Below are 22,957 nucleotides of genomic sequence, written 5' to 3'. Positions count from 1 at the left end.
TCGAGAATGGGGACGCGCGGTCGGCGCGCGGTCGCGCCGCGGAACCGGGAGGGGGGACGGTCGATCCGATCCCGCGTCCGGCCGCCGGCGGTTACGGTTCCCACCCGTTGAACGAAACGAACGGCGGCACATAGCCCAGCGCGTCCAGGCAGCGCGCGTCGAGCTTCTTGGCGTCGGCGCTTTCCAGGAACTGGCCGAGCAGCTTGGGCGCGCAGCCGATGCGCAAGGTGCTGTGGCCCTGGCCGCGCAGGATCAGGTGGCGGCCGTTGGGCAAGTGCTTGAGCACCTGGTCGCCGTAGCGCGGCGGCGTCACCGGGTCGAGTTCGCCCGACAGCAGCAGCACCGGCACGTCCGAGCGCAGCGGTTCGTGGAAGTGCTTCGGCCGCGCGCCGGTCGGCCAGACCTTGCACTGGGCGGTCAGCGCGTCGGTCATCGCCGCGCCGAGCACGGTGTCCTTGTCGGCCGGGTCGGCGACGAACAGGTCGGCGTCCTCGGCGCAGGTCACCGACAGCTGCATGCCGTAGTTGATCTCCTCGCTGAGCTGGCCGCCGATCATCTTCGACAACGCCAGCAGCGGCGCGTAGCGGCCCTGGTCGGCCTCCGACAGCACCAGCGGCAGCAGCGAGGCGGCCTCGGGCTGGTAGGAGAACATGCGCGTGAGCATCGCCACGTGGCCGGCGGTGACGCGTTCGCGGCCGGGCTCGCCGGTGGACGGATCGCGGTAGTCGACCTCGACCGGATCGGCCTGCAGCCGCGCCATCAGCTGGCGCAGCTGCTCGCGCGGCGCGGCGCCGAAGCGGCTGCGGCAGGCCGGCGTCTGCTGGCACAGCTTGAACTGCTGGGCCAGCGCGGCGTCGAGGTTGCGCGCGTGCTCGGTGCCGAGCACCAGCTCGTTGGGGACTACGCCGTCGAGGACCACCGCGCGGGTGTGCTGGGGATAGCGCCCGGCGTACTGCTGGGCGACGCGGGTGCCGTAGGAGACGCCGACCAGATCGATCTTGGCCGCGCCGATCGCCGCGCGCACCGCGTCGAGGTCGGCGACGGCGTCGGTGGTGGTGAAGCGGCGGGCGTCGACCTTGAGGTTCTGCGCGCAGCGGCGCACCGCGGCGAGCGAGTCGGCCATGACCGCGGCCTCGTCGCGCTCGCCGGCGTCGTCGGGCACCGCGTCGGCGCAGGTCAGCGGCGAGGACTTGCCGGTGCCGCGCTGGTCGATCAGCACGATGCTGCGGCGCTTGCGCACGTCGCGGAAGGCCGCGTCGACCGCGGGCCAGCTCGCCACCGCGGCCTGGCCGGGGCCGCCGGCGAGGAAGAACACCGGGTCGTCGTCGACCGCCGCGTTGTCGGTCGGCGGCAGCCAGGCCAGGTTGAGTTCGATCGTCTTGCCCTTGGGCTCGGCGTGGTTCTCCGGCACCTTGAAGCGCGCGCACTGGGCGGCGATGGTGCCGCTGGCGAACGGCGAGGCCAGGGTGCAGGGTTCGAACGCGATCGCGCCGTAGCGGCGCTTGGGCGCGCTGCCGTCGCCGGCCTCGCCGCCGGCGGCGCGGTCGCAACCGGCCAGGACGCCGGCGGCCGCGAGCGCGGCGATCAACGCGAAGGCCGCGCGCAGCGGCCGGGGGTGCTTGCAAACGATGGGCATGTTCCGTGGTCTCGTCGCCAGGGCGGTGTGCGCCTGCAAGAATGACAGACCACGGTTGAGGGAAGAATGTGACCGCTCGGGGTGGTTTTTTTTCGGCGATGGTTTTCGCCGTGGGCAGGCGCGGCGGGCGGAGCCGAACGCATCGGGCCTGAAGGCCCTCCCACAAGCGCTTCGGACCTGCCTGGCCCGGGCTGTTGCGGGAGGGCCTTCAGGCCCGATGCGTTCCTCTCGGCCGGGACGCCCCGGCCGCAGCGATCACTTGGACGAGACGTACTTCTCCCGCCGGATCTGCGGCACCGGCAGCCCATAGCCCTTGAGCGCCTCGAAACAGGCGTCGACCATGTTCGGGTTGCCGCACAGGTAGGCGATGTCGCCGGCGCCGTCCGGCGCGAATTCGTCGATGAACTGCTGGACGTAGCCGTGGCGCACGTCCGGGTGCGGCTGCGCCGGCAGCTCGCGCGAGAAGCACGGCACGAAGCGGAATCCCGGCACCCGCTCGGCGAACGCGCGGAACTCGTCGCCGTACAGCAGCTCGGCCGGAGTGCGCGCGCCGAACAGCAGCACCGCCTCGATGCCGCGCTCGCGGATCTGCTGTTCCAGCTGCGGCAGCATCGCCCGGTACGGGGTCACGCCGGTGCCGGTGGCGATCAGCAGGTAGCGGCGGTTGGCGTCGGCCGGCATCAGGCAGAAGCGGCCGAACGGGCCGCTGGCCTGGACCGTGTCGCCGTCGGCCAGGCCTTCGAACAGCGCGGTCGCGGCGCCGCCGGGGACGTAGCTGACCGCGATCTCCACCGCCTCGCCGGGACCCAGCGCGTGGTCGTGGATGGTCGCCAGCGAATAGCTGCGCTTGGTCGTGGTGCCGTCGGCGTACTGGAAATGGATCTGGATGAACTGACCGGGGATGTAGTCCAGCGGCTCGCCGTCGTCGCGCTGGAACACATAGTGGCCGACGGTCGGCGCGAGCATGCGGCGCGAGACGAGCTTGAGCGGGAATTGCTTCATTGCGACGGGTTTCTCGATGGGCCCCCGGCCGGAGCCGGACGGGCGCGGAAAGGGGCCCGGCCGCGGCATCGCGCGCGCCAAGCGACCGTCTGCGCAAAATGCCGGCCGGACCGGCGCCTGGACGCCGCGCAAACCCGGGATTCGCAACAGTCTGTGGCCGCAGTGCGGCCACGCGGCCGCCTATACTAAGCCATTCGCCGCGAGGCCCGCGGCCAGCGACCGAGACCCTCCCGCAATGACCCAGCCAACGGCCCTCGCCACGGGCCCTCGTCCGGCCACGTCCGGCACCGCCACGGTCGGCACCCCCGCGCGCGCCGACGCCGTCCCCGCCCTGCGCGTGCGCGACCTGCGCAAGACCTACGACAACAAGGTCGAGGCGCTCAAGGGCGTGTCCCTGGACGTCGCCGAGGGCGATTTCTTCGCCCTGCTCGGCCCCAACGGCGCCGGCAAGTCCACCCTGATCGGCATCGTCAGTTCGCTGGTCAACCTCAGCGACGGCTCGGTGGAGATCTTCGGCACCGACCTGCAGCGCCGCCGCGACCAGGCCATGCGCCTGATCGGCCTGGTGCCGCAGGAGATCAACTTCAACATGTTCGAGAAGCCGCTCGACATCCTGGTCAACTACGCCGGCTTCTACGGCGTGCCGCGCGAGCAGGCGCTGGCGCGCGCCGAAGAGGAGCTCAAGCGCGCGCAGCTGTGGGACAAGGCCGACAAGATGAGCCGCACGCTGTCGGGCGGCATGAAGCGCCGGCTGATGATCGCGCGGGCGATGATGACCCGGCCGCGCCTGCTGATCCTCGACGAGCCCACCGCCGGCGTCGACATCGAGATCCGCCGCGGCATGTGGAAGACCCTGCGCGAGATCAACGCCGCCGGCACCACCATCATCCTCACCACCCATTACCTGGAAGAAGCCGAGAGCCTGTGCCGCAACCTGGCGATCATCGACCAGGGCCGGATCGTGCAGCAGGGCCCGATGAAGGCGCTGCTGGCGATGCTCGACGTGGAAGGCTTCCTGCTCGACATCGACGGCACGCTGCCGGCCGCGCTGCCGTACATCGAAGGCGCGGCCCTGGCCGCCGCCGACGACCACACCCTGGACCTGGAAATGCCGCGCGCGATGGACCTCAACCGGGTCTTCGCCGCGCTCGGCGAGGCCGGCATCCGCGTGCGTTCGATGCGCACCAAGTCCAACCGCCTGGAAGAGCTGTTCGTGCGCATGATCGCCCAGCCTTCCGCCGCCGGGAGCGCCGCATGAGCACCGACATCCAGCCGGCCGATCGCGCCGAGATTTCGCCCGCGCGCCGCAACCTGACCGCGCTGGGCACCATCGTGCGCCGCGAGGTGACCCGCATCCTGCGCATCTGGGGCCAGACCCTGGTGCCGCCGGCGATCACCATGACCCTGTACTTCCTGATCTTCGGCGGCCTGATCGGCTCGCGCATCGGCGACATGGGCGGCTACAGCTACATGGAGTTCATCGTCCCGGGCCTGGTGATGATGAGCGTGATCCAGAACAGCTACGGCAACATCTCCTCGAGCTTCTTCGGCGCCAAGTTCGGCCGCCACGTCGAGGAGCTGCTGGTCAGCCCGATGCCGAACTGGGTGATCCTGTGGGGCTACGTCGCCGGCGCGGTGCTGCGCGGGCTGATGGTCGGCGCGATCGTGCTGCTGATCGCGATGTGCTTCACCAAGGTGCGCATCCCGCACCCGCTGGTGACCTTCACCACGGTGCTGCTGGGCGCGACGATCTTCTCGCTGGCCGGCTTCATCAACGCGGTGTACGCGAAGAAGTTCGACGACGTGGCGATCGTGCCGACCTTCATCCTGACCCCGCTGACCTACCTGGGCGGCGTGTTCTATTCGGTCAAGCTGCTGCCGCCGTGGGCCGAGGCCGCGACCCACGCCAACCCGATTTTCTACATGGTCAACGCGTTCCGCTACGGCCTGCTGGGCAGCAGCGACGTACCGCCGTGGGTCGCGTACGCGCTGATGCTGGCGTTCGTGGCGGCGTTGTCGTCGCTGGGCCTGTGGCTGCTCAAGCGCGGGGTCGGCCTGCGCAGCTGAGGCCGGCGAGTGCGTTCGCGCCGTTGGGCGCGTGTCCGACTGTAGGAGCGGCGCAAGCCGCGACCGCGCCACCGCAAACACAATGAAAGTTTCGTCGTAGTTGCGTTGTCGCGGTCGCGGCTCGCGCCGCTCCTACAGTCGGATACGCAACCCCACAACCGTCATTCCGGCGAAAGCCGGAACCCATGTTGACGTTGCTGCTGTTTTCGCCGTTATCGATGTGTCGCGCGACGACAAGCCACCATCAAAAGCTTTCGTCCGCAAGCGGCCGAGCTACTTTCTTTTGTCAGCGCGACAAAAGAAAGTAGCGGCGGAGTCAATGTCCAAGTGCATCACCCTGCGCCCGCGGGTTTTTGAGTTCCTCGTAGAGCACCTCGACGGGCGAGCGCCTGCCCAGGCTACGACGGGGGCGGTTGTTCATTTCCCACGCCACCTCCTTGAGGCGCTGCGCAGAATGCACTGACAGATCGGTGCCCTTGGGAAAGTATTGCCGCAACAAGCCGTTGGTGTTTTCGCAGGTTCCGCGTTGCCACGGGCTATGGGGGTCGGCGAAGTAGATCGCTAAACCGGTGCGTTCGCTCAACTGCCGATGCGATGCCATTTCCTTGCCCTGGTCGTAGGTCAAGGTCTTCTTCAAACTTTCCGGCACGCCTTCGAACGCCGAGCTGAAGGCCTCCAGCACCGTGTGCGCGGTCGCGTCGGCGAGCTTGACCAGCTTGACGTACAAGGTGCGGCGGCAGACCAATACCCCAATCGCCGAGCGATTGTGCGCGCCCACGATCAGGTCGCCCTCCCAATGCCCCGGCATCAGGCGCTCATGCGCGGCCGGCGGCCGCAGGCGGATGTTGGGTAGATCCGGCAGATGGCCGCGGGCGTCGCTTCCCTGGCGCGTGCGGCGGCCGGACTTGCGCCCCTGCCGCAGCAGACGGGTCACCTGGCGGCGCAATTCGCCGCGCGGCATCGCATAAATCGCGGTATAGATCGTTTCGTGCGACACGCGCAGCCAGGGCCGGTCCGGGTACAGATCCCGCAGTTTGTCGGCAATCTGTTGCGGCGACCAGCACCGTTCCAGCCAATAGCGCACGCGTCGCCACAGCAAGGTGTCGCGTCGCAGCTTGCGGCGCACCCGCGCCCGTCGCCGCAGTCGCTGGGCCCGCCGGCCCGCCCGGGTCGCATCGTAGCCAGGATCGAAACGGGGGCGTCCGCGCAGCGGCGGCCCCGAATGGGACCGAAACCCATTACGGCGCAACTCGCGAGCGATGGTGCTTTGCGCCCGACCCAACGTCTGGGCGATTTGCCGTCCGCTCGCCCCTTGGGCGATCAAGACCATGATGGCCCCGCGCTCTTCTGCGCTCAGATGTGAATACTGCTGGCCCATTCACAGTGCCTCACTGAGGTGATGCACTTGAGGTTAGAGACCAGCAGCCAAAGAAAAACGCTTGTTTTAAGTCAAAAGCCACTAGGTCCAGCACCTTGCGCGGGGCCGCGCCATAAGGGACATCCTGTCCCATGGCGCGCGCGCGCATCCATGCGCGCGCCCTCCGGGGCTGCGGGACATGGGCTTTGCTTGGGGTTGCGTCCAAGCCAAGAGCAGCAACAGCAACAACACCAACAGCAACAGCAACAACCGCCGACGCTATCGCCCCGAAAGATTCCGCCCTATCGCTCCCTCACCGATCCAACGCCACAACGAAAACCCACACGCAACCTCCGCCGCGTCGCTACCGCGAACTGAACCGACCTCCCTCTCGTTGACCCCTCCTGCACCCGGCAGGCGTTACAACGAGCCCGCCCGCACCGGGCGTAATCGCCATACCCAAGGAGCCGCCATGCGCCTGATGCCCCTCGCCGCGATCGCTTCGATCGCCTTCCTCGCCGCGTGCACCGCGCCCGACCAGAACAAGGACGCCGCCGCGCCGCCGCCGGCCGAGGTCGCGCCGGCGGCCGGCGCCGATGCGGGCGCGCCGCCCGCGACCGGTCCGGCCGCGCCACCGTCGGCGAAGATCGGCGCCGACCAGGTCGGCAAGCTCAGCCCGGTGCCCGCGTTCAAGGGCTTCGGCGAGCACTGGAGCATCGATATCCAGTCCACCGGCGAGATGAACCACAAGGTCGATCTGACCTGGGGCAGCGGCGGCGAGAAGGCCAGCGGCACGGCGCGCTACAACGGCCAGCCGGCCGACGCGCCGAGCACGCTGATCGTGCTCAGCGGCGAATTGAACACCAAGGACGGCGCCAAGCCGATGACCATCGAGATCAGCCGCAAGGAATGCATCGACGACGGCGACAACAAGCACATGCAGTCGGTCGCCGTGCATGTCGATGGCATGGACAAGTTCGACGGCGGTTGCGGCGATCTGGCCGTGTACTGATCGCGCCGGCGCCCGCCGCGCAGACGCAACGGCCCGCATCCGCGGGCCGTTGCGTTTCTAGCGGTCGTCCGTCCGCGCCGCCGCGCCGAGCCGGCGCCGCACCAGCAGCCACGACAGCGCCGGCGCCAGCAGCAACACCACCAGCACCACGATCACCCGCGCCGGCAGGTTCCAATGTTCGCCGCCGAACATCGCCGGCAGCGAACCCAGCACGATCAACACCGGCGTCAGCAACGCCGATACCAACGCCGGCATCGTGCCGGCGCCGCGGCGCATCGGCGCGATCAGCGCGACCAGGCCGTGCACCGCGCCGACGCCGAGCGCGACCACGCTCATGCCCACGCGCTGTTCGCTGTCGCCGAGCGCGGTGAAGGCCGCGGCCAGGGTCTGCACCAACAAGGCCACGCCGGCGCCCAGGCACAGCGCGGTCAGCGCGCCGAGGACGCGGCGCTGGCGCGGGCTCCATTGCACCGGCGTCGCGCCGCGGCCGCCCAGGCGCCAGGCCAGCGGCAGCGCGACCAGCGCGACCAGCAGCGATTTCAGCGCGCCCAAGCCGTCGGTCCAGGCGAGCAGCGCGCGCGCGTCCGCGCGTCGCGACAGCGAGGCCAGCCACGGCATTTCCAGCATCGACCACGCCAGCCCGAGGCCGAACAGCAGCACCAGCGCGGCCAGCACGCAGGCCCACGGGCGCGCCGGCACGCCACGGCGATCGGTCAGCGCGCAGGCGACGACGACGACGAAGCCGACCGGCAGCCCGATCGAGCCGAGCCATTGCGCCGGATCGAAGCGCGCGCCGTGCAGCGCCGGCAGCGAACGCATCGCGATCGCGGTGAACGCGGCCGTCAGCGCCAGCATCAGGACGGCCAGGGCCAGCGGGACGAAGGCGGGCGAGCGGTTCTCGGCGAGGGCTGCGGACATGGACGTCGTCGGTGGTCGGAAAGGGGACGCGACAGGGTAGCCGCTTGCCCCGGGTCCGCGGTCGACGGCTGCCGCGGAACGAGGCGACGGCGAGCGCGCCGCTCGCGCCCGGTGGGCCGGCGGTCGACCGGATTGGCTCCAATAGAATCAGATAAGGAAGAATTCGTTGGTACCAATGCCTTGCCAGGTTTTGCGCAAATATCGACCGGGTTCGAGCAGGGGGCAACCCGTCGTCGCCATGGCCACGCGCGCGGCGAGCAGACCTCGGCCAACCTGTTCAACACCTACGACATCCTCGGCCGCCGCTACAACCTGTCGTTCGAGTGGAAGTTCTGAGCGGGCGCGACCGCGACAGCAGGTCCGCATAGAAAACCGGCGACATCGTGAGCCGGCCCGATCTCCGACGGGCCGGCTCTTTTTTGCCTGCGTCGCGGCTTCACGCCGGCAGCCGCTTCACGCCGGCCGCGGCGGCGCGTTGAGCATGACGACGGTGGCGCGTCGCTGCCGATACAGGAGTCGTCCATGCGTACTTTCTTCGCCGCGGCCTGCGCGCTGGTCCTGGCCGGGTACGGCGCCGCCGCGCACGCGCAGCAAACCACCTTTCCCGCGCCGAAGTTCCGCGGCGGCAACACCGACTGGCAGGTGGTGCTGAGCACGCGGCAGACGGACCTGTCGGTGGTCTACCGGCTGCGCGTGCCGCAAGCCGCCGATCCGCTGAGCAGCGGCCTGCGCCATGGCGGCGCCGCGGCCGGTGGGTACGAACTGACCGGCACGATCGGGGTGGAAAAGACTTCGGTGACGGTGAAGATCGCGCCGGTGCCGCTGGGCGGCGTATGCAAGATCGACAACGGCCTGATGGGCGACGCCTACGGCCGCTTCGCCTACTCGATCGACGTGATCCCGGAGAAATCCAAGCCGCTGTCGACCAAGGCCGACCACAAGCCCTGGCCGGCGAAGTGGTCCGGCTGCGGCAACTTCACCCTGGACTGAGCGCGCGCGTCGCGGTCAGCGCGGCGGCAGGCGGAAGAACGCGGTCGCCGTCGCGGTGCTGTGGGCGGCGGCGGTCGCAGCGTCCTCGCCGCGGTCGCGCGCCAGCTCCTCGACGATGTGGGCCAGGTACATCGGTTCGTTGCGCCGGTGCGACGGCGCCGGCTTGACCGTGCGCGGCAGCAGGTAAGGCGCGTCGGTCTCGATCATCAGCCGCTGCGCCGGAATGTGCTTGACCAGCTCGCGCAGGTGCAGGCCGCGGCGTTCGTCGCACAGCCAGCCGGTGATGCCGATGTACCAATCGCGGTCGAGGTAGGCGAACAGCTCCTCGCGCGTGCCGGTGAAGCAGTGCACCACCGCCGGGCCGATCTTGCCGTCGAAGTTCTTCATCATCGCGACGAAGTCCTCGTGCGCGTCGCGCTGGTGCAGGAACAGCGGCTTGCCGGTGTCGGCCGCGGTCTGCAGCTGCATCTCGAACGCGCGCCGCTGCGCCGGGCGCGGCGAGAAGTCGCGGAAGTAGTCCAGGCCGCATTCGCCGACCGCGACGACTTCGTCGTGGGCCAGCAGCGCGCGCATTTCCGCGTCGCATTCGGCGGTGTACTCGCTGGCATGGTGCGGATGCACGCCGGCGGTGGCGAACAGCTCGCCCGGATGCCGCCGCGCCAGTTCCAGCGCCTTCGGCGAATGCTCGCGGCTGGCGCCGGTGATCACCATGCGGCTCACGCCGGCCTCGCGCGCGCGCTGCAGCACCGCGTCGCGGTCGTGGTCGAAGCTGTCGTGGGTGAGGTTGGCGCCGATGTCGATCAGTTGCATGGGGCACAGCGGAAGCGGGGCAGCGCGCAGTGTAGAGGCTCGCCGCGGCCGGCCCAACCCGCGCGCGGCCGCGGGGTTCGGCCGGCGTGTCCGTTCCGCCCGGCCAGCGTTCGCGACGGGGGCGTCGGGGCGGGCGACGCCCACGCCATGCGCACGATCCGCGCGATCGTCGCGACATCGCTCGTCGTCGCGCGCCCGAGCCGATGGCGAAGACGAAAACGCCGACCGCACCCAACGCCGCGCGCCGCGGTCGGGGCCGGAAGCATGGCGCCCGCGGCGGCTACGGCAACCCCCGGTCCGCGCCGCGCCGCCGGCCGCGCCATTCCGGCCGCCGCCGCCGGTCCGTATCCTTGCGCGGGTGAACACGCCCGCCTTCCCCATCGATCCGCTGTTGCCGCAGATCCGCGCCAGCCTCGCCGCCCATCCGCGCCTGGTGCTGGAAGCGCCGCCCGGCGCCGGCAAGACCACCCAGGTGCCGCCGGCGCTGCTCGACGCGCCGTGGCTGGACGGGCGCCGGATCGTGATGCTGGAACCGCGCCGCGTGGCCGCGCGCGCCGCTGCCCACTTCATGGCGCGCCAGCGCGGCGAGGCCGCCGGCGACACCGTCGGCTATCGCATCCGCTTCGAGAACAAGGTCGGCCCGCGCACCCGCATCGAGGTGGTCACCGAAGGCATCCTGACCCGGATGATCCAGGACGACCCCACGCTGGAAGGCGTCGGCGCGCTGCTGTTCGACGAATTCCACGAACGCCACCTCGCCGCCGACCTCGGCCTGGCGCTGGCGCTGGACGTGCAGTCCTCGCTGCGCGAAGACCTGCGCATCGTGGTGATGTCGGCCACCCTCGACGGCGAGCGGCTGGCGCAGTTCCTCGACGCGCCGCGGCTGAGCAGCGCCGGGCGCAGCCATCCGGTGCAGATCGGGCACTACCCGGCGCGGCGCGAGGAGACGCTCGAACACCAGCTCAGGCGCGCGGTCGAGCACGCGCTGGCCACGCACCCCGGCGACGTGCTCGCGTTCCTGCCCGGCCAGCGCGAGATCGCCCGCGCCGACGCCGCGCTGGCCGCCAGCGCGGCCGCGCGCGGCGTCGACGTGCTGGCCCTGCACGGCGAACTGCCGGTGGAGCAACAGAGCCGCGTGCTGCAGCCCGACCCCGACGGCCGCCGCCGGGTGGTGCTGGCGACCAACGTCGCCGAATCCAGCGTGACCCTGCCCGGCGTGCGCGTGGTGATCGACTCGGGCCTGGCGCGCGAGCCGCGCTACGACCCCAACAGCGGCTTCGCCCGCCTCGACGTGGTCGCCATCGCCCAGGCCTCGGCCGACCAGCGCGCCGGCCGCGCCGGTCGCGTCGCCGACGGCTGGGCGTATCGGCTGTGGCCGCAATCGCAGCGGCTGGAGCCGCAGCGGCGGCCGGAGATGGCGCAGGTGGAACTGGCCGGCCTGGCGCTGGAACTGGCCGCCTGGGGCGACGCCGGTCTGCGCTTCCTCGACCCGCCGCCGCCCGGCGCGATGGGCGCGGCGCGCGAACTGCTGCTGCGCCTGGGCGCGCTGGAACCCGGCGCCGGCGCGCAACCGGCGATCACCGCGTTCGGCCGGCGCATGCTCGCGCTGGGCACGCATCCGCGGCTGGCGGCGATGCTGTTGGCGCCGCGCGACGCCGGCGAGCGCGCCCTGGCCTGCGACCTGGCCGCGTTGCTGGAGGCGCGCGACCCGCTGCGCAGCGGCGGCGACGCGCTGCACGCGCGCTGGCAGGCGTTGGCCGCGTTCCGCGCCGGCCGCGCGCCGGCCGAGGCTTCGCGCTCGGCGCTGGCCGCGCTCGACCAGGCCAGCAAGCAATGGCGCCGGCGCCTGCGCGTGGACGCGTCGCCGCCGGCCTCGGCGCCGGCGCATCGGCTCGGCGACCTGCTGTTGCACGCGTTTCCCGACCGCATTGCGCGCCAGCATCCCGCCGACCCCTACCGTTACCAACTCGCCAACGGCCGCAGCGCCAAGCTGTTCGACGACAGCGCCGTCTACGGCGAGCCGTGGCTGGCGATCAGCGAACTGCGCGACGACCCGCGCGACGCGCGCATCCTGCGCGCCGCGCCGCTCGACCCGGCGCGGCTGGAACGCGAATTCCCGCAGCGCTTCGTCAGCGAAGACCGGGTGGTGTGGGACGCCGGCGCGCGCGCGATCGCGGCGGTGCGCGAGCGCCGCTTCGACCGCATCGTGATCGACAGCCGCGCGCTGGCGCGGCCCGACCCGGCGCGCTACGCCGACGCCTTGGTCGACGCGGTGCGCCAGCTCGGCCTGGACGCGTTGCCGTGGACGCCGGGCCTGCGCCAGTGGCGCGCGCGCGTGCGCTGCCTGCGCGAGTGGATGCCCGAGCTCGCGCAGGGCGAGACGCCGCTGCCGGACTTGTCCGACGCGGCCTTGCTGGAACGCCTGGACGCATGGCTCAAGCCCGCGCTCAGCGGCAAGAGCCGGCTCGACGCGCTCGACGAAGCGGCCTTCGGCGACGCGCTGCGTTCGCTGTGCGATTGGTCGTGGCGGCAGAAACTCGACGCGCTCGCGCCGACCCGCATCGTGGTGCCCTCGGGCATGGAACGGGCGATCGAGTACGGCTACGACGACCACGCCGACGACGGCCGCGGCGCCGCGCAGGCGCCGGTGCTGGCGGTGAAACTGCAGGAGCTGTTCGGCCTCGCCGACACACCGCGCATCGGCGACGGCCGCGTGCCGCTGACCCTGCACCTGCTCTCGCCCGCCGGCCGGCCCTTGCAGGTGACCCAGGACCTGCGCGGCTTCTGGGAGCGCACCTACCCGGAAGTGAAGAAGGAAATGAAAGGCCGCTATCCCAAACACCCGTGGCCCGACGATCCGTGGACGGCGAAAGCCACGCACCGGGCCAAGCCGCGCGGCACCTGATGCGTGCCAAGCGGTTGGCATCAAGCGATCCGTGCCAGTGATTCGTACCAAGTGGTTCGCGCCAAGTAATCCGTACCCGGCCGTAGCCGCGCCGGCGCTCGCTGGCGGCGGCGCAAGCCGTCAGCGCGCCGAGCCCACCACGACGCCGTCGCGTCGTCGTATCCTCTACCCGCGTATTCAGCCCGCAGCCATGCCGTGTCGCCTGCGCTCACAGAATTTCAACGGTGGCGCACCGACACTGGAACCCGCTTTTCTTCCTGTTCCCTCTCATCCAGGACCGATACGATGAGCAAGTTCGATTCTCTGCCCGACCGCGCACTGGAACTGGTGCACGCGATCAGCGCCAACCTCAAGGAAGCCGCGCCCAAGGCGGGCCAATGGCTCGACACCGGCGCCAAGTTCGGCGTGGTCAAGGCCGGCGCGCGCACCGCCGGCGGCTTCATCCGCCGTAACCCCGTGGTCGCTGTGGCCGCAGTCGCCGGCGCCGGCCTGCTGTGGTACGCCGCGGCCCGCCGCAAGGCGCGCCAACAGGCCGAAGGCGAGCCGATCGAAGGCTCCGCGCGCCGCATCGATGCGCGTCGCGCGGCGCCGGGCGCAGGCCGTCGGCGCAGCACCCGCAACACCGCAGAGGACACCGCGGGCGAGTAAGCCGCGGTTGCTGTCGCAACGCGCAGCGCGCCGGGACACGGTGCGCTGAGTCGAAGAAGCCGGCGCGCGAGCGTCGGCTTTTTTGTTTCGGTGGGGCACGAGTGGTGGATGTGTTCTGGATCGTTGCGGGCACGGCGGTGGTTTGCGCCGTAGCCAAGTGTCGCGGTCGCGGCTCGCGCCGCTCCTACAGGGGCTTCGGCGGCTTGCGATGCAGTCCGCTCCTCTCGTCATTCCGGCGAAAGCCGGAATCCATGTTGCCGTTGCTGTTGTCTTTCGCTTGGACGCAACCCCAAGCAAAGCACACGTCCCGCAGCCCCGGAGGGCGTGCGCATGGATGCGCACGCGCGCCATGGGGCAGGATGCCCCTTATGGCGCGGCCCCGCGCCACTTTCGAGCCATAGTGGCTCTTGATCCGAAAAAACAAGGCCTTTTCTTTGGTTACTTTCTTTGTGGCTTCAGACAAAGAAAGTGACCCGGCCGCTTGCGGACGGAAGCTCTTGATCTTCGCTTGTCGTCACAAGTACGCACACGCAAAGACGAACCCTACCGCGGTACGCCCCCTGTAGGAGCGGCTCAAGCCGCGACCGCCCCATCGCGCCTGCAGCGAAAGTTTCGTCGTAGTTGCATTGTCGCGATCGCGGCTCGCGCCGCTCCTACAGTCGGGTACGCAACTCCAATGTCGTCATTCCGGCGAAAGCCGGAACCCATTTTGATTTTGCTGCTGCTTCCGCCGTTATCGATGTGTCGCGCGACGACAAGCCACCATCCAAAGCTTTCGTCCGCAAGCGGCCGAGCTACTTTCTTTTGTCAGCGCGACAAAAGAAAGTAGCGGCGGAGTCAAGTTCCAAGTGCATCACCCTGCACCTGTAGGGTTTTGAGCTCTTCATACAGCACCTCAACCGGTGAGCGCACACCCAGGCTGCGACGGGGGCGGTTGTTCATTTCCCACGCCACCTCCTTGAGCCGCTGCGCAGAATGCACCGACAAATCGGTTCCCTTGGGGAAGTATTGCCGCAACAAACCGTTGGTGTTTTCGCAAATGCCGCGTTGCCAAGGACTATGCGGGTCGGCGAAATAGATCGATAAACCGGTGCGTTCGCTCAACTGCCGATGCAACGCCATTTCCTTGCCCTGGTCGTAGGTCAAGGTCTGGCGCAGCTGCGGCGTCACGCCCTCGAACGCCGAGCCGAAGGCCTCCAGCACCGTGCGCGCGGTCGCGTCTTCGAGCTTGACCAGCTTGACGTACAAGGTGCGGCGGCAGACCAACACGCCGATCGCCGAGCGGTTGTGCGCGCCGACGATCAGATCGCCCTCCCAATGCCCCGGCATCAAGCGCTCATGCGCCGCCGGCGGCCGCAGGCGGATGTTGGGCAGATCCGGCAAATGCCCGCGGGCATCGCCTCCCTGACGCGTGCGGCGGCCGGATTTGCGCCCTTGCCGCAACAGCCGGGTCACCTGGCGGCGCAGTTCGCCGCGCGGCATCGCGTAGATCGCGGTATAGATCGTTTCGTGCGACACGTGCAGCCAGGGCCGGTCGGGATACAGATCTCGCAGTTTGTCGGCAATCTGTTGCGGCGACCAGCACCGCTCCAGCCAGTAGCGAACGCGCCGCCACAGCGGAGTATCGCGTTGCAGCTTGCGGCGCACCCGTGCTCGCCGACGCAATCGTTGCGCCCGTCGGCCCGCCCGGGTTGCGTCGTAGCCCGGTTCCAGGCGAGGGCGCCCTCTCAGCGGCGCCGCCAAATCGGACCGGTATCCGTTGCGGCGCAGTTCGCGAGCGATGGTGCTTTGCGCGCGGCCCAGCACCTGAGCGATCCGGCGGCCGCTCGCCCCTTGGGCGATCAGGACCATGATGGCGCCACGCTCTTCGGCGCTCAGATGTGAATATGCCTGGCCCATTCGCAGTGCCTCATTGGGGTGATGCACTTGAGGTTAGAGACCGCCAGCCAAAGAAAAACGCTTGTTTAAGGTCACAAGCCACTAGGTCCAGCACCCGGCGCGGGGATGCGCCGTAAGGGGCCTCCTGCCCCTACGGCGCACGCGCGCATCCATGCGCGCGCCCTCCGGGTCTGCGGGGCATCGGTCCTCGCGCGAGGTGCAGATAAAGCAACGACAAGAACAACGACTAAATGGATTCCGGTGTCGCCGGAATGTCGATCGCAGATGCGTGGCTTCGGATGGACGTAGGGCCTAATGCGCCGACGAAAATCCGCGCCCGTCCGATCAGGCTTCCGGCAACTCGATGATGAATCGCGAGCCGCCGTGCTTGCGTTCCTCGTACCACAGCTGCCCGCCGGCGTTGACCACGATCTGCTTGGCCAGCGACAGGCCCAGTCCGCTCGACAGGCCGTCGTCGATGTCGGCCTCGTGCAGGCGCACGAACGGTTTGAACAACTCGCGTTGGCGCGCCACCGGAATGCCCGGGCCGCGGTCGGCGACGATCAGTTGCCAGAACCCGGGCGCGCTGTTGCGCGCGGCCAGGGTCAGGTCGCTGCCGGGCGCGTATTTCATCGCGTTGGTGACCAGATTCTCGCTGACCTGGCGCAGCACCCGCGGGTCCATCGCGACCTGCGCCGCGCCGTTCGCCGGCGGCTGCACCTGCACGCGGATGCCGCGCGCGTCCAGTTGCATTTCGTAGCGACGCACCAGCCAGTCCAGGGTTTCGGCGAGGTCGGCGCGGATGCCTTCTTCCTGTTCGGCGCGCTCGCGGTGGCCGGCCTGGCTTTCCAGGTAGTGGCGGATGTAGCCCAGCGCGTCGTCGGCGCTCTCGTGGATCATCTGCAGGTAGCGCGGCACGCGCTCGGGCTTGCAGCCGTTGTTGATCAGCAGGTCGCTGGCGAACAGCACGCTGGTCAGCGGGTTCTTGAGGTCGTGCGCGACCAGGTTGACCAGTTCCTCGCGCTCGCGCGCGACCCGTTCCAGGCGGTCGCGGGTCAGCTTGAGGCCGACGTGGGCGTTGACCCGCGCCAGCAGCTCTTCGGGCAGGAACGGCTTGGTGACGTAGTCGACCACGCCGGCGTCGAAGGCGCGCAGCAGCAGGTCGCGGTCGTGGGCGGCGGTGACGAACACCACCGGCACGCGCAGCGGCGAGTCGGCGCGCAGCGCGGCCATGACTTCGAAGCCGTCCATGCCCGGCATCATCACGTCGAGCAGGATCAGGTCGGGCGGGGACTGCGCGTAGAGCTCCAGGGCTTCGTCGCCGGTCGAAGCGGCGACCACTTCGTAGCCCTGTCGGGACAGCAGGGCGGTCACCACGCGCAGATTGGCGGCCTGGTCGTCGACGACCAGGATGCGACCGGTGGATGTCGCGGGAGTGCTCACGTCCTGTAAATCTCCTGGAGCCGTGGGATCGCTATGCGATTCACACGAATTTCGCATAAGTGAATCGAATGGAAATCGTGTGGCAAGTTAACAGAAACCTTCACACAAAGGCGGAACCGGCGCCGGGATTGATGAATGATTCACGCCTATGCGGCGACTGGCCGCAGTCAGCAACGCGGCGTTGCGAATTCGGTTGCGATGGCGCCGTTTGTGGCGGCGCATCATGAACATCCGCGCATTAAGGAAATCGCAATGAACCTGCGTCCGCTCGGCCGTTCTTCCCTGTCCGTGGCTCCGTTGGCCTTCGGCGGCAACGTGTTCGGCTGGAGCGCCGACGAGGCCGCCAGTTTCGCGTTGCTGGACGCCTTCACCGAGGCCGGATTCGCGCTGGTGGATACCGCCGATGTGTATTCGGCCTGGGTGCCGGGAAACCAGGGCGGCGAATCCGAACGCATCATCGGCCGCTGGCTGGCCCAGGGCGGCGGCCGCCGCGAGCGCGTGGTCATCGCCACCAAGGTCGCCAAATGGGCGCCGCGGCGCGGTCTGGCGCCGGCCAACATCCAGGCCGCGGTGGAGGACTCGCTGCGCCGGCTCGGCACCGAGGTCGTGGATCTGTACCAGGCCCATGAAGACGATGCGTCGGTGCCGCTGGAAGACACCCTGGGCGCGTTCGCCCGCCTCATCGAACAGGGCAAGGTGCGCGCGATCGGCGCGTCCAACTATTCGGCCGCGCGCCTGGCGCAGGCGCTGGACCTGTCCGAACGGCTGGACCTGCCGCGCTACGAGACCCTGCAGCCGCAGTACAACCTGTACGACCGGGCAGGGTTCGAGGCCGAACTGGAACCGCTGGCGCGCGCGCGCGGCGTCGGCGTGATCGGTTACTACTCGCTGGCCAGCGGTTTCCTGACCGGCAAGTACCGCAGCCGCGCCGACCTGGGCAAGAGCCGGGCGCGCGCGGGCGCGGTGGAGAAGTACCTCGACGCGCGCGGGCTGCGGATCCTGGCCGCGCTCGACGAGGTGGCCGCGGGCCACGGCGCGACCCCGGCGCAGGTGGCGCTGGCGTGGCTGATCGCGCGGCCGTCGGTGACCGCGCCGATCGCCAGCGCGACCAGCGTGGCGCAGTTGCAGGAGCTGCTGGCGGCGGCGCGGCTGTCGTTGCGGGCGGACGAGATCGCGGCGCTGGACGCGGCCAGCGCCGGCGGCTGAGGCGGCGCCGCCGCGCGACCGACCTGCGCCCATCGCCTGCCGCCTTCGCCCCCACCACCGCCGAGCCCACCGTGTCCCACGCCACCGCTTCCGCCCGCCGCACCGGCGTCGCCCTCGCCGCCGCCGGCGCGGTGCTGTTCTCGGCCAAGGCCATCCTGGCCAAGCTGCAGTACCGCTTCGGCGTCGACTCGGTGCAGGTGCTGACCCTGCGCATGACCTTCTCGCTGCCGCTGTTCGCCGCGTTGGCGGTGCGCGAGCAGCGCCGCGCGCGCGCCCGCGACGCGCTGCCGACCCGGCGCGACTGGGGCCTGATCGTGGTCCTGGGCGTGCTCGGCTATTACCTGTCGAGCCTGCTCGACTTCTGGGGCCTGGAGTACGTGCCGGTCTCGCTGGAGCGGCTGATCCTGTTCCTCAACCCGACCATCGTGCTGCTGATCGGCCTGTTCGCGTTCGGGCGCCGGGTCGCCGCGCGCGAGTGGATCGCGCTGGCGGTCAGCTACGCCGGGGTGGTGTTGGTGATGGTCGAGAACCTGCGCGTGGAAGGCGAGCATGTCTTGCTCGGCAGCGCGCTGGTGCTCGGCGCGGCGGTCAGCTACGCGCTGTACCTGGCGTTGTCGGGCGAACTGGTCAAGCGCCTGGGATCGCTGCAGTTGGTGGCCTGGGCGATGATCGTGTCGACCGCCGCGGTGACGATCCACTACCTGATCGCGCGCGATCCGGCGGCCTTGTTCGGCCTGCCCTGGCAGGTCTACGCCCTGGCCGTCGCCAACGCGGTGCTGTGCACCTTCCTGCCGGTGACCTTCACCATGGCCGCGGTCGGGCGCCTGGGTGCCGGCACCGCGGCGCAGTTCTCGGTGATCGGGCCGGTGTCGCTGGTGTTCCTCGGCGCCTGGGTGCTCGGCGAGAAGATCACCGCGATCCAGCTGATCGGCACGGCGGTGGTGCTGGGCGGGGTGTTGCTGCTGAGCCGGCCGGGGGCGAACTCGGTGCCGGTGCAGGCGCCGCCGCAGAAGCCGCCGGCCTGAGCGCTGCGCCAGAACGCGAACAGGCGCCCGTGGGCGCCTGTTCGCATCGCGCCGCGGTGGCGATGGCTCAGTGGGTGGCCAGCAGCGGCGCGCGGATCGCTTCCTCGAACACCGCGCCGGACAGGCACAGGTTGTTCTGCAGCGCCGACAGGTCGGACTGGCGGCGCAGCAGGTCGCCGTAGGTGCGCGGCGTGCCGCTGACCGGATCGGGCATGGTGAAGTTGCTCGGCGCGGCGAGGGTGCCGTTGCCGACCAGGAACCGCGACAGCACCGCCTGCGCGCCGGAATTGCGCGTCGACACGTGCATGAAGCTGGTGTCCTGGGTCTCGCGGCCGTGGCAGGCGTCGCAGGTGTTGAGCGAGAATGTATTGCGCAGGTTGTTGCCCACGCCGGGCGCGTTCCAGGCCTGCTGCGGGCTGATGTTGCGCACCGAACCGGTCGCCATCGGCTGGCCCAGGTAGCTCAGCGGGATGTCGTAGGTGCCGGCGACGATCGCCGCGGCGTTGGCGTTGATGTAGTTGCCCAGCAGCGCGGTGTTGTTGAGCGAGTGGTGCGGGGTCAGCTTGGCCAGGGTCATCGCCAGCTGGCCGCCGCCGCGCGGCAGGCGGAACTCTTCCAGCATCCACGGGTTCTGCAGGAATTCGTTGCTGCGCACCTGGTTGATCGCGCTGCGGTTGGGCTTGGACGGCGCCGCGTTGGCGGCGGTGAAGCCGTCGGTGAGCGCCTGCAGCGCGCTGTTGTAGGCCGGCGAGCCAAGGCTCATCGAACCCAGCGCGCCCCAACGGCGGGCCAGCGAGCGCACCGCGGGACAGCCGCGCGCCTGCTGGGCGTATTCGGCGATCACCAGCCCCGGCAGGGTGGTGCAGGTGCCGTTGGCGTTGCGCCGGACCATGCCGAAGATGAAACGGCCCTCGCCGGCGTCGCCGCCGCCGTAGCCGCCGTTGCTGCGCAGGTCCATGCGGTTGACGATCGCGATCAGCCGGAACGGCGACTTGTTGAGGTCGAGTTCGCCGGTGCTGGCCACGGTCGGCCACAGCGCCAGGATCTGCGAGTTGATCTGCGGGCGCGCCGGCACCGGGAAGGTGTTGATGACGCCGCCGGCGCTCCAGTTGGTCAGCCAGTTCTTGACGAAGGTCGACGGCGAAATGCCGCTGACCGGCTGGTTGGCCATGTTGGTCATCAGGGTCTTGAAGGTCCACGCACCGTTGGGGTTGCCGGCGCCGGTGCACACGTCGAAGGTACGGGTCGGGTCCTCGACCACGCGCGGATCGGTGATCAGCAGCGAGCGCTCCGGCCGCACCGGCGCGGACGGGCCGAACACCACCGGGAAGGGGATGCGGATCGGCTGCAGGGTCGCGATCTGCTCGCGCAGCTTGGCCGGATCCAGGAACGCCACCGGCGCTTCGCCGAAGAACTCGCGGCCGGTGAAGGACGGCACGGTCAGCTGCTGCCCCGCCTGCCTCTGGCGTTCGGTCTGCTCATCGACGAAGCCGTCGAAGTCGAACGGGATCGCGGCGCGGTAGAGCTGCGGGTCCTTGTCGTCGCGCTGCAGGGTCACCGTTTTGTCGCCGACGTTGAACGGGATCTGCGCCGGCAGGTCTTGATCGCGGGCGTATTGCAGCTGCAACACGGCATCGCCGGCGGAGGACTGCGGGGTCGGGGTGATCACGATGTCCTCGACCACCGGCGGGGCCAGTTCGAACGGCGTCGGCGCTTCGGCCTTGGGGATCGCGCTGCCGGCCGCGGGCGGGTAGAGCAGGTAGACCGCGCCGGCGGCGAGGGCCAGGCCGGCGCCGAGGGTCAGGGAACGCAGGGTGGACATGGGTCGGGCTCCTCCGGTGAGCAGACCGCGAGTGGCGTAGCGCCAGGCGCGTAGCTGTCGCCGACGCTAAGGCCGCGCGCGCGGCCGGCGCCAGCGGCGCGACGGGATCAAACCGGGTCGGTTTCTCAGCGGCGCCGGCGAGATGCGAACGCGGTCGCGTCCGCGATGCGAGCGCTGCCGCATTCGACGGTGAGCGAAGGTGAACGATGCGGGCGGCGGCGGGAGGTGTCCGCCGCGGATGCGGTTGCTGCGACGCTGCGGTTGGCGGCGCGGTCGCCGGCGCGAGCCGGGCGGTCGGCATTGGCAACGGTCGCTGGAGACGGCGCCTCCGGGGTCGTCGCGAGGCCGGCCGTACCGGCCGCGCCGGCCGCATCGGCGCGATGCGGCGCCGGTGCGGTGGATTCGCGCCTCGGACCGGATATGACCTTCGAGTCTCGCCAGCGCGCGAGCGATCCGCGAAAATGCGCGCCCCCACTGCGCCCGGAATGCCGCGCATGCAACGACTCCTGCTGCTGATCGTCGTGGTCGCGGCCGCGGCCTTCGCCTATCTGCATTGGTTCGCCGCGCCGGCGCCGCGCTACAGCCTCGCCGCGATCGAGCAGCAGCCGGTGCCGCGCGCGGAGTTCTTCGCCCTGTGGCGCGAAGTGGCCGATGGCCTGTGCGCGCCCGGCAAGAGCGGCAGCGAGCGGGTCGGCGTGCAGGCCTGCCGCGAGCACGTGGAGCGCGCCCATGAGCGCTGCCTCGCTGCGGCCGGCGCGCCGGCGACGATCGCGGGCCGGGCCGAATCGCGGCGCTGGGCCCGTCCCTACCTGGACTGCGTGCTGCCGGCGCCGAGCGTGTGCGGCGGCGTGCAAGTGCGCAGCGACGAGGACGCGCGGCGCCACTGCCCGCCTTGAGCGCGGCGCCCGGCTAGAGCGCGCGCCACTGTCCCGGCGCGAGCCCGTCGAGCCGGTGCGGACCGATCGCGACCCGGATCAAGCGCAGCGTCGGCAGTCCGACCGCCGCGGTCATGCGCCGCACCTGGCGGTTGCGGCCTTCGCCGATGCTCAATTCCAGCCACGCATCGGGCACGGTCTTGCGGAAGCGTACCGGCGGATCGCGCGGCCACAGCCAATCCGGCGCCGCCACCGCGCGCGCCTGCGCCGGCAGGGTCGGCCCGTCGTTCAATTCCACCCCGTCGCGCAGACGCCGCAACTGCGCCTCGTCCGGCGCGCCCTCGACCTGGACCAGATAGGTCTTGGCCTGCTTGTGGCGCGGATCGGTGAGGCGATGGGCGAGCGCGCCGTCGTCGGTGAGCAGCAACAGCCCTTCGCTGTCGTGGTCCAGGCGTCCGGCCGCATAGACCCCGGCCGGCAGCCCGAACCCGGCCAGGGTCGGCTTGGGCGGCTGGCTGCGGTCGGTGAACTGCGAGAGCGCGCCGTAGGGTTTGTTGAGGGCGATGAGCATCGGAGTCGGGCGGACGGTGGGTGGTGCGCAGGCTATTTTGCGCTTGAGTGAGGTCTTGAGGGACAGGGCCTGGGTGGGGCGGTCTTCGATTGCGCAGGCGATGGTCTTGCCGGCAGCGCGAGCGCGGTGGCGATTGCTGTTGCTGTTGTCGTTGCTGCTTTGTCTCCACCTCGAACGAGGCCGATGTTTCGCAGACCCGGAGGGCGCGCGCATGGATGCGCGCGTGCGCCGTAGGGGCAGGATGCCCCTTACGGCGCATCCCCGCGCAAGGTGCTGGACTTAGTGGCTTGTGACCTAAAACAAGCGTTTTTCTTTGGCTACTTTCTTTTGTCGCGCTGACAAAAGAAAGTAGCTCGGCCGCTTGCGGACGAAAGCTTTGGATGGTGGCTTGTCGTCACGCGACACATCGGCAACGGCGAAAGCAGCAGTAAAGTCAAAATGGGTTCCGGCTTTCGCCGGAATGACGGTTGTGGGGTTGCGTATCCGACTGTAGGATCGGCGCGAGCTGCGACCGCGACAACGCAACTACGACGGAACTTCCGCAATCGCTGCGATGGCGCGGTCGCGGCTTGCGCCGCTCCTACAGGGGGCGTGCCGCGGTGGGGTTCGTCTTTGCGTGTGCGTACTTGTGACGACAAGCGAAGATCAACAGCTTCCGTCCGCAAGCGGCCGGGTCACTTTCTTTGTCTTAAGCCACAAAGAAAGTAACCAAAGAAAAGGCCTTGTTTTTTCGGATCAAGAGCCACTATGGCTCGCAGCGGCGCGGGGCCGCGCCATAAGGGGCATCCTGCC

Annotated in this window: 19 protein-coding genes; 10 read left to right on the top strand and 9 right to left on the bottom strand. The window is 69.9% G+C overall.

The window, feature by feature from the left end; all coding sequences use genetic code 11:
• Window positions 1-91: 91 nt before the first annotated feature.
• Window positions 92-1,636 carry an alpha/beta hydrolase gene (locus JHW41_RS25855; RefSeq protein WP_250448490.1) on the bottom strand — a complete coding sequence of 515 codons (1,545 nt, stop codon included), beginning with the start codon at window positions 1,634-1,636 and terminating at the stop codon, window positions 92-94.
• Window positions 1,637-1,891: 255 nt separating this feature from the next.
• Window positions 1,892-2,638 carry a ferredoxin--NADP reductase gene (locus tag JHW41_RS25850; protein WP_123646054.1) on the bottom strand — a complete coding sequence of 249 codons (747 nt, stop codon included), beginning with the start codon at window positions 2,636-2,638 and terminating at the stop codon, window positions 1,892-1,894.
• A gap of 235 nt (window positions 2,639-2,873) precedes the next feature.
• Here JHW41_RS25850 and JHW41_RS25845 point away from each other — a divergent pair, with 235 nt between their 5' ends.
• Together JHW41_RS25845 and JHW41_RS25840 are read left to right on the top strand one after the other, a co-directional pair.
• Window positions 2,874-3,896 carry an ABC transporter ATP-binding protein gene (locus JHW41_RS25845; protein ID WP_250448488.1) on the top strand — a complete coding sequence of 341 codons (1,023 nt, stop codon included), beginning with the start codon at window positions 2,874-2,876 and terminating at the stop codon, window positions 3,894-3,896.
• Complete coding sequence (locus JHW41_RS25840) at window positions 3,893-4,705, top strand: ABC transporter permease (RefSeq protein WP_078996119.1); 813 nt, start codon at window positions 3,893-3,895, stop codon at window positions 4,703-4,705. The genes JHW41_RS25845 and JHW41_RS25840 overlap by 4 nt, the downstream gene beginning before the upstream one ends.
• Window positions 4,706-5,021: 316 nt before the next feature.
• Here JHW41_RS25840 and JHW41_RS25835 read toward each other — a convergent pair whose 3' ends face one another.
• On the bottom strand, window positions 5,022-6,083 hold the full coding sequence (locus JHW41_RS25835; RefSeq protein WP_250448486.1) for an IS30 family transposase: 1,062 nt from the start codon (window positions 6,081-6,083) through the stop codon (window positions 5,022-5,024).
• A gap of 451 nt (window positions 6,084-6,534) precedes the next feature.
• Between JHW41_RS25835 and JHW41_RS25830 the strand changes: the two genes are divergently transcribed.
• On the top strand, window positions 6,535-7,074 hold the full coding sequence (locus JHW41_RS25830) for a hypothetical protein (protein WP_250448484.1): 540 nt from the start codon (window positions 6,535-6,537) through the stop codon (window positions 7,072-7,074).
• Between the two features lie 57 nt (window positions 7,075-7,131).
• On the opposite strand, the gene JHW41_RS25825 is transcribed toward JHW41_RS25830, so the two are convergent.
• Window positions 7,132-7,992 (bottom strand): hypothetical protein, encoded by an 861-nt coding sequence (locus JHW41_RS25825; RefSeq protein WP_250448482.1) that lies wholly within the window; start codon window positions 7,990-7,992, stop codon window positions 7,132-7,134.
• Window positions 7,993-8,172: 180 nt separating this feature from the next.
• Here JHW41_RS25825 and JHW41_RS25820 point away from each other — a divergent pair, with 180 nt between their 5' ends.
• Together JHW41_RS25820 and JHW41_RS25815 are read left to right on the top strand one after the other, a co-directional pair.
• Entirely contained in the window at window positions 8,173-8,328 is a 156-nt protein-coding gene (locus JHW41_RS25820; protein ID WP_250448481.1) for a hypothetical protein, read from the top strand.
• Between the two features lie 186 nt (window positions 8,329-8,514).
• Entirely contained in the window at window positions 8,515-8,982 is a 468-nt protein-coding gene (locus JHW41_RS25815) for a hypothetical protein (RefSeq protein WP_250448479.1), read from the top strand.
• 15 nt (window positions 8,983-8,997) lie between these two features.
• On the opposite strand, the gene JHW41_RS25810 is transcribed toward JHW41_RS25815, so the two are convergent.
• On the bottom strand, window positions 8,998-9,792 hold the full coding sequence (locus JHW41_RS25810) for a TatD family hydrolase (protein ID WP_057949750.1): 795 nt from the start codon (window positions 9,790-9,792) through the stop codon (window positions 8,998-9,000).
• A gap of 358 nt (window positions 9,793-10,150) precedes the next feature.
• On the opposite strand from JHW41_RS25810, the gene hrpB reads away from it, so the two are divergent.
• Window positions 10,151-12,697 (top strand): ATP-dependent helicase HrpB, encoded by a 2,547-nt coding sequence (gene hrpB, locus JHW41_RS25805; protein ID WP_250448477.1) that lies wholly within the window; start codon window positions 10,151-10,153, stop codon window positions 12,695-12,697.
• Window positions 12,698-12,982: 285 nt separating this feature from the next.
• Entirely contained in the window at window positions 12,983-13,345 is a 363-nt protein-coding gene (locus tag JHW41_RS25800; RefSeq protein ID WP_057949752.1) for a hypothetical protein, read from the top strand.
• An 837-nt stretch (window positions 13,346-14,182) separates the two neighbouring features.
• Here JHW41_RS25800 and JHW41_RS25795 read toward each other — a convergent pair.
• Window positions 14,183-15,244 (bottom strand): IS30 family transposase, encoded by a 1,062-nt coding sequence (locus JHW41_RS25795; RefSeq protein ID WP_250448475.1) that lies wholly within the window; start codon window positions 15,242-15,244, stop codon window positions 14,183-14,185.
• Window positions 15,245-15,568: 324 nt separating this feature from the next.
• Window positions 15,569-16,666, bottom strand: coding sequence for a hybrid sensor histidine kinase/response regulator (locus tag JHW41_RS25790; RefSeq protein WP_057949753.1), 1,098 nt, complete (start codon window positions 16,664-16,666; stop codon window positions 15,569-15,571).
• A gap of 252 nt (window positions 16,667-16,918) precedes the next feature.
• Here JHW41_RS25790 and JHW41_RS25785 point away from each other — a divergent pair, with 252 nt between their 5' ends.
• Both JHW41_RS25785 and JHW41_RS25780 read left to right on the top strand, forming a co-directional pair.
• The gene (locus JHW41_RS25785; protein ID WP_250448473.1) at window positions 16,919-17,872 is read left to right on the top strand and encodes an aldo/keto reductase; all 954 of its coding nucleotides are present in this window, start codon (window positions 16,919-16,921) and stop codon (window positions 17,870-17,872) included.
• Window positions 17,873-17,943: 71 nt separating this feature from the next.
• Entirely contained in the window at window positions 17,944-18,897 is a 954-nt protein-coding gene (locus tag JHW41_RS25780) for a DMT family transporter (protein WP_057949755.1), read from the top strand.
• 67 nt (window positions 18,898-18,964) lie between these two features.
• On the opposite strand, the gene JHW41_RS25775 is transcribed toward JHW41_RS25780, so the two are convergent.
• Complete coding sequence (locus JHW41_RS25775; protein ID WP_250448472.1) at window positions 18,965-20,719, bottom strand: hypothetical protein; 1,755 nt, start codon at window positions 20,717-20,719, stop codon at window positions 18,965-18,967.
• Between the two features lie 494 nt (window positions 20,720-21,213).
• Between JHW41_RS25775 and JHW41_RS25770 the strand changes: the two genes are divergently transcribed.
• The gene (locus JHW41_RS25770; RefSeq protein WP_250448470.1) at window positions 21,214-21,615 is read left to right on the top strand and encodes a hypothetical protein; all 402 of its coding nucleotides are present in this window, start codon (window positions 21,214-21,216) and stop codon (window positions 21,613-21,615) included.
• A 13-nt stretch (window positions 21,616-21,628) separates the two neighbouring features.
• On the opposite strand, the gene JHW41_RS25765 is transcribed toward JHW41_RS25770, so the two are convergent.
• The gene (locus JHW41_RS25765) at window positions 21,629-22,165 is read right to left on the bottom strand and encodes a pseudouridine synthase (protein WP_250448467.1); all 537 of its coding nucleotides are present in this window, start codon (window positions 22,163-22,165) and stop codon (window positions 21,629-21,631) included.
• Window positions 22,166-22,957: the final 792 nt, after the last annotated feature.

The organism is Lysobacter enzymogenes (genome assembly GCF_023617245.1).
In the GTDB taxonomy this organism is placed as follows: Bacteria; Pseudomonadota; Gammaproteobacteria; order Xanthomonadales; family Xanthomonadaceae; genus Lysobacter; species Lysobacter yananisis.
Note: the sequence above shows the minus strand (reverse complement) of the source record. Positions and strands in the feature narration are given on the sequence as shown.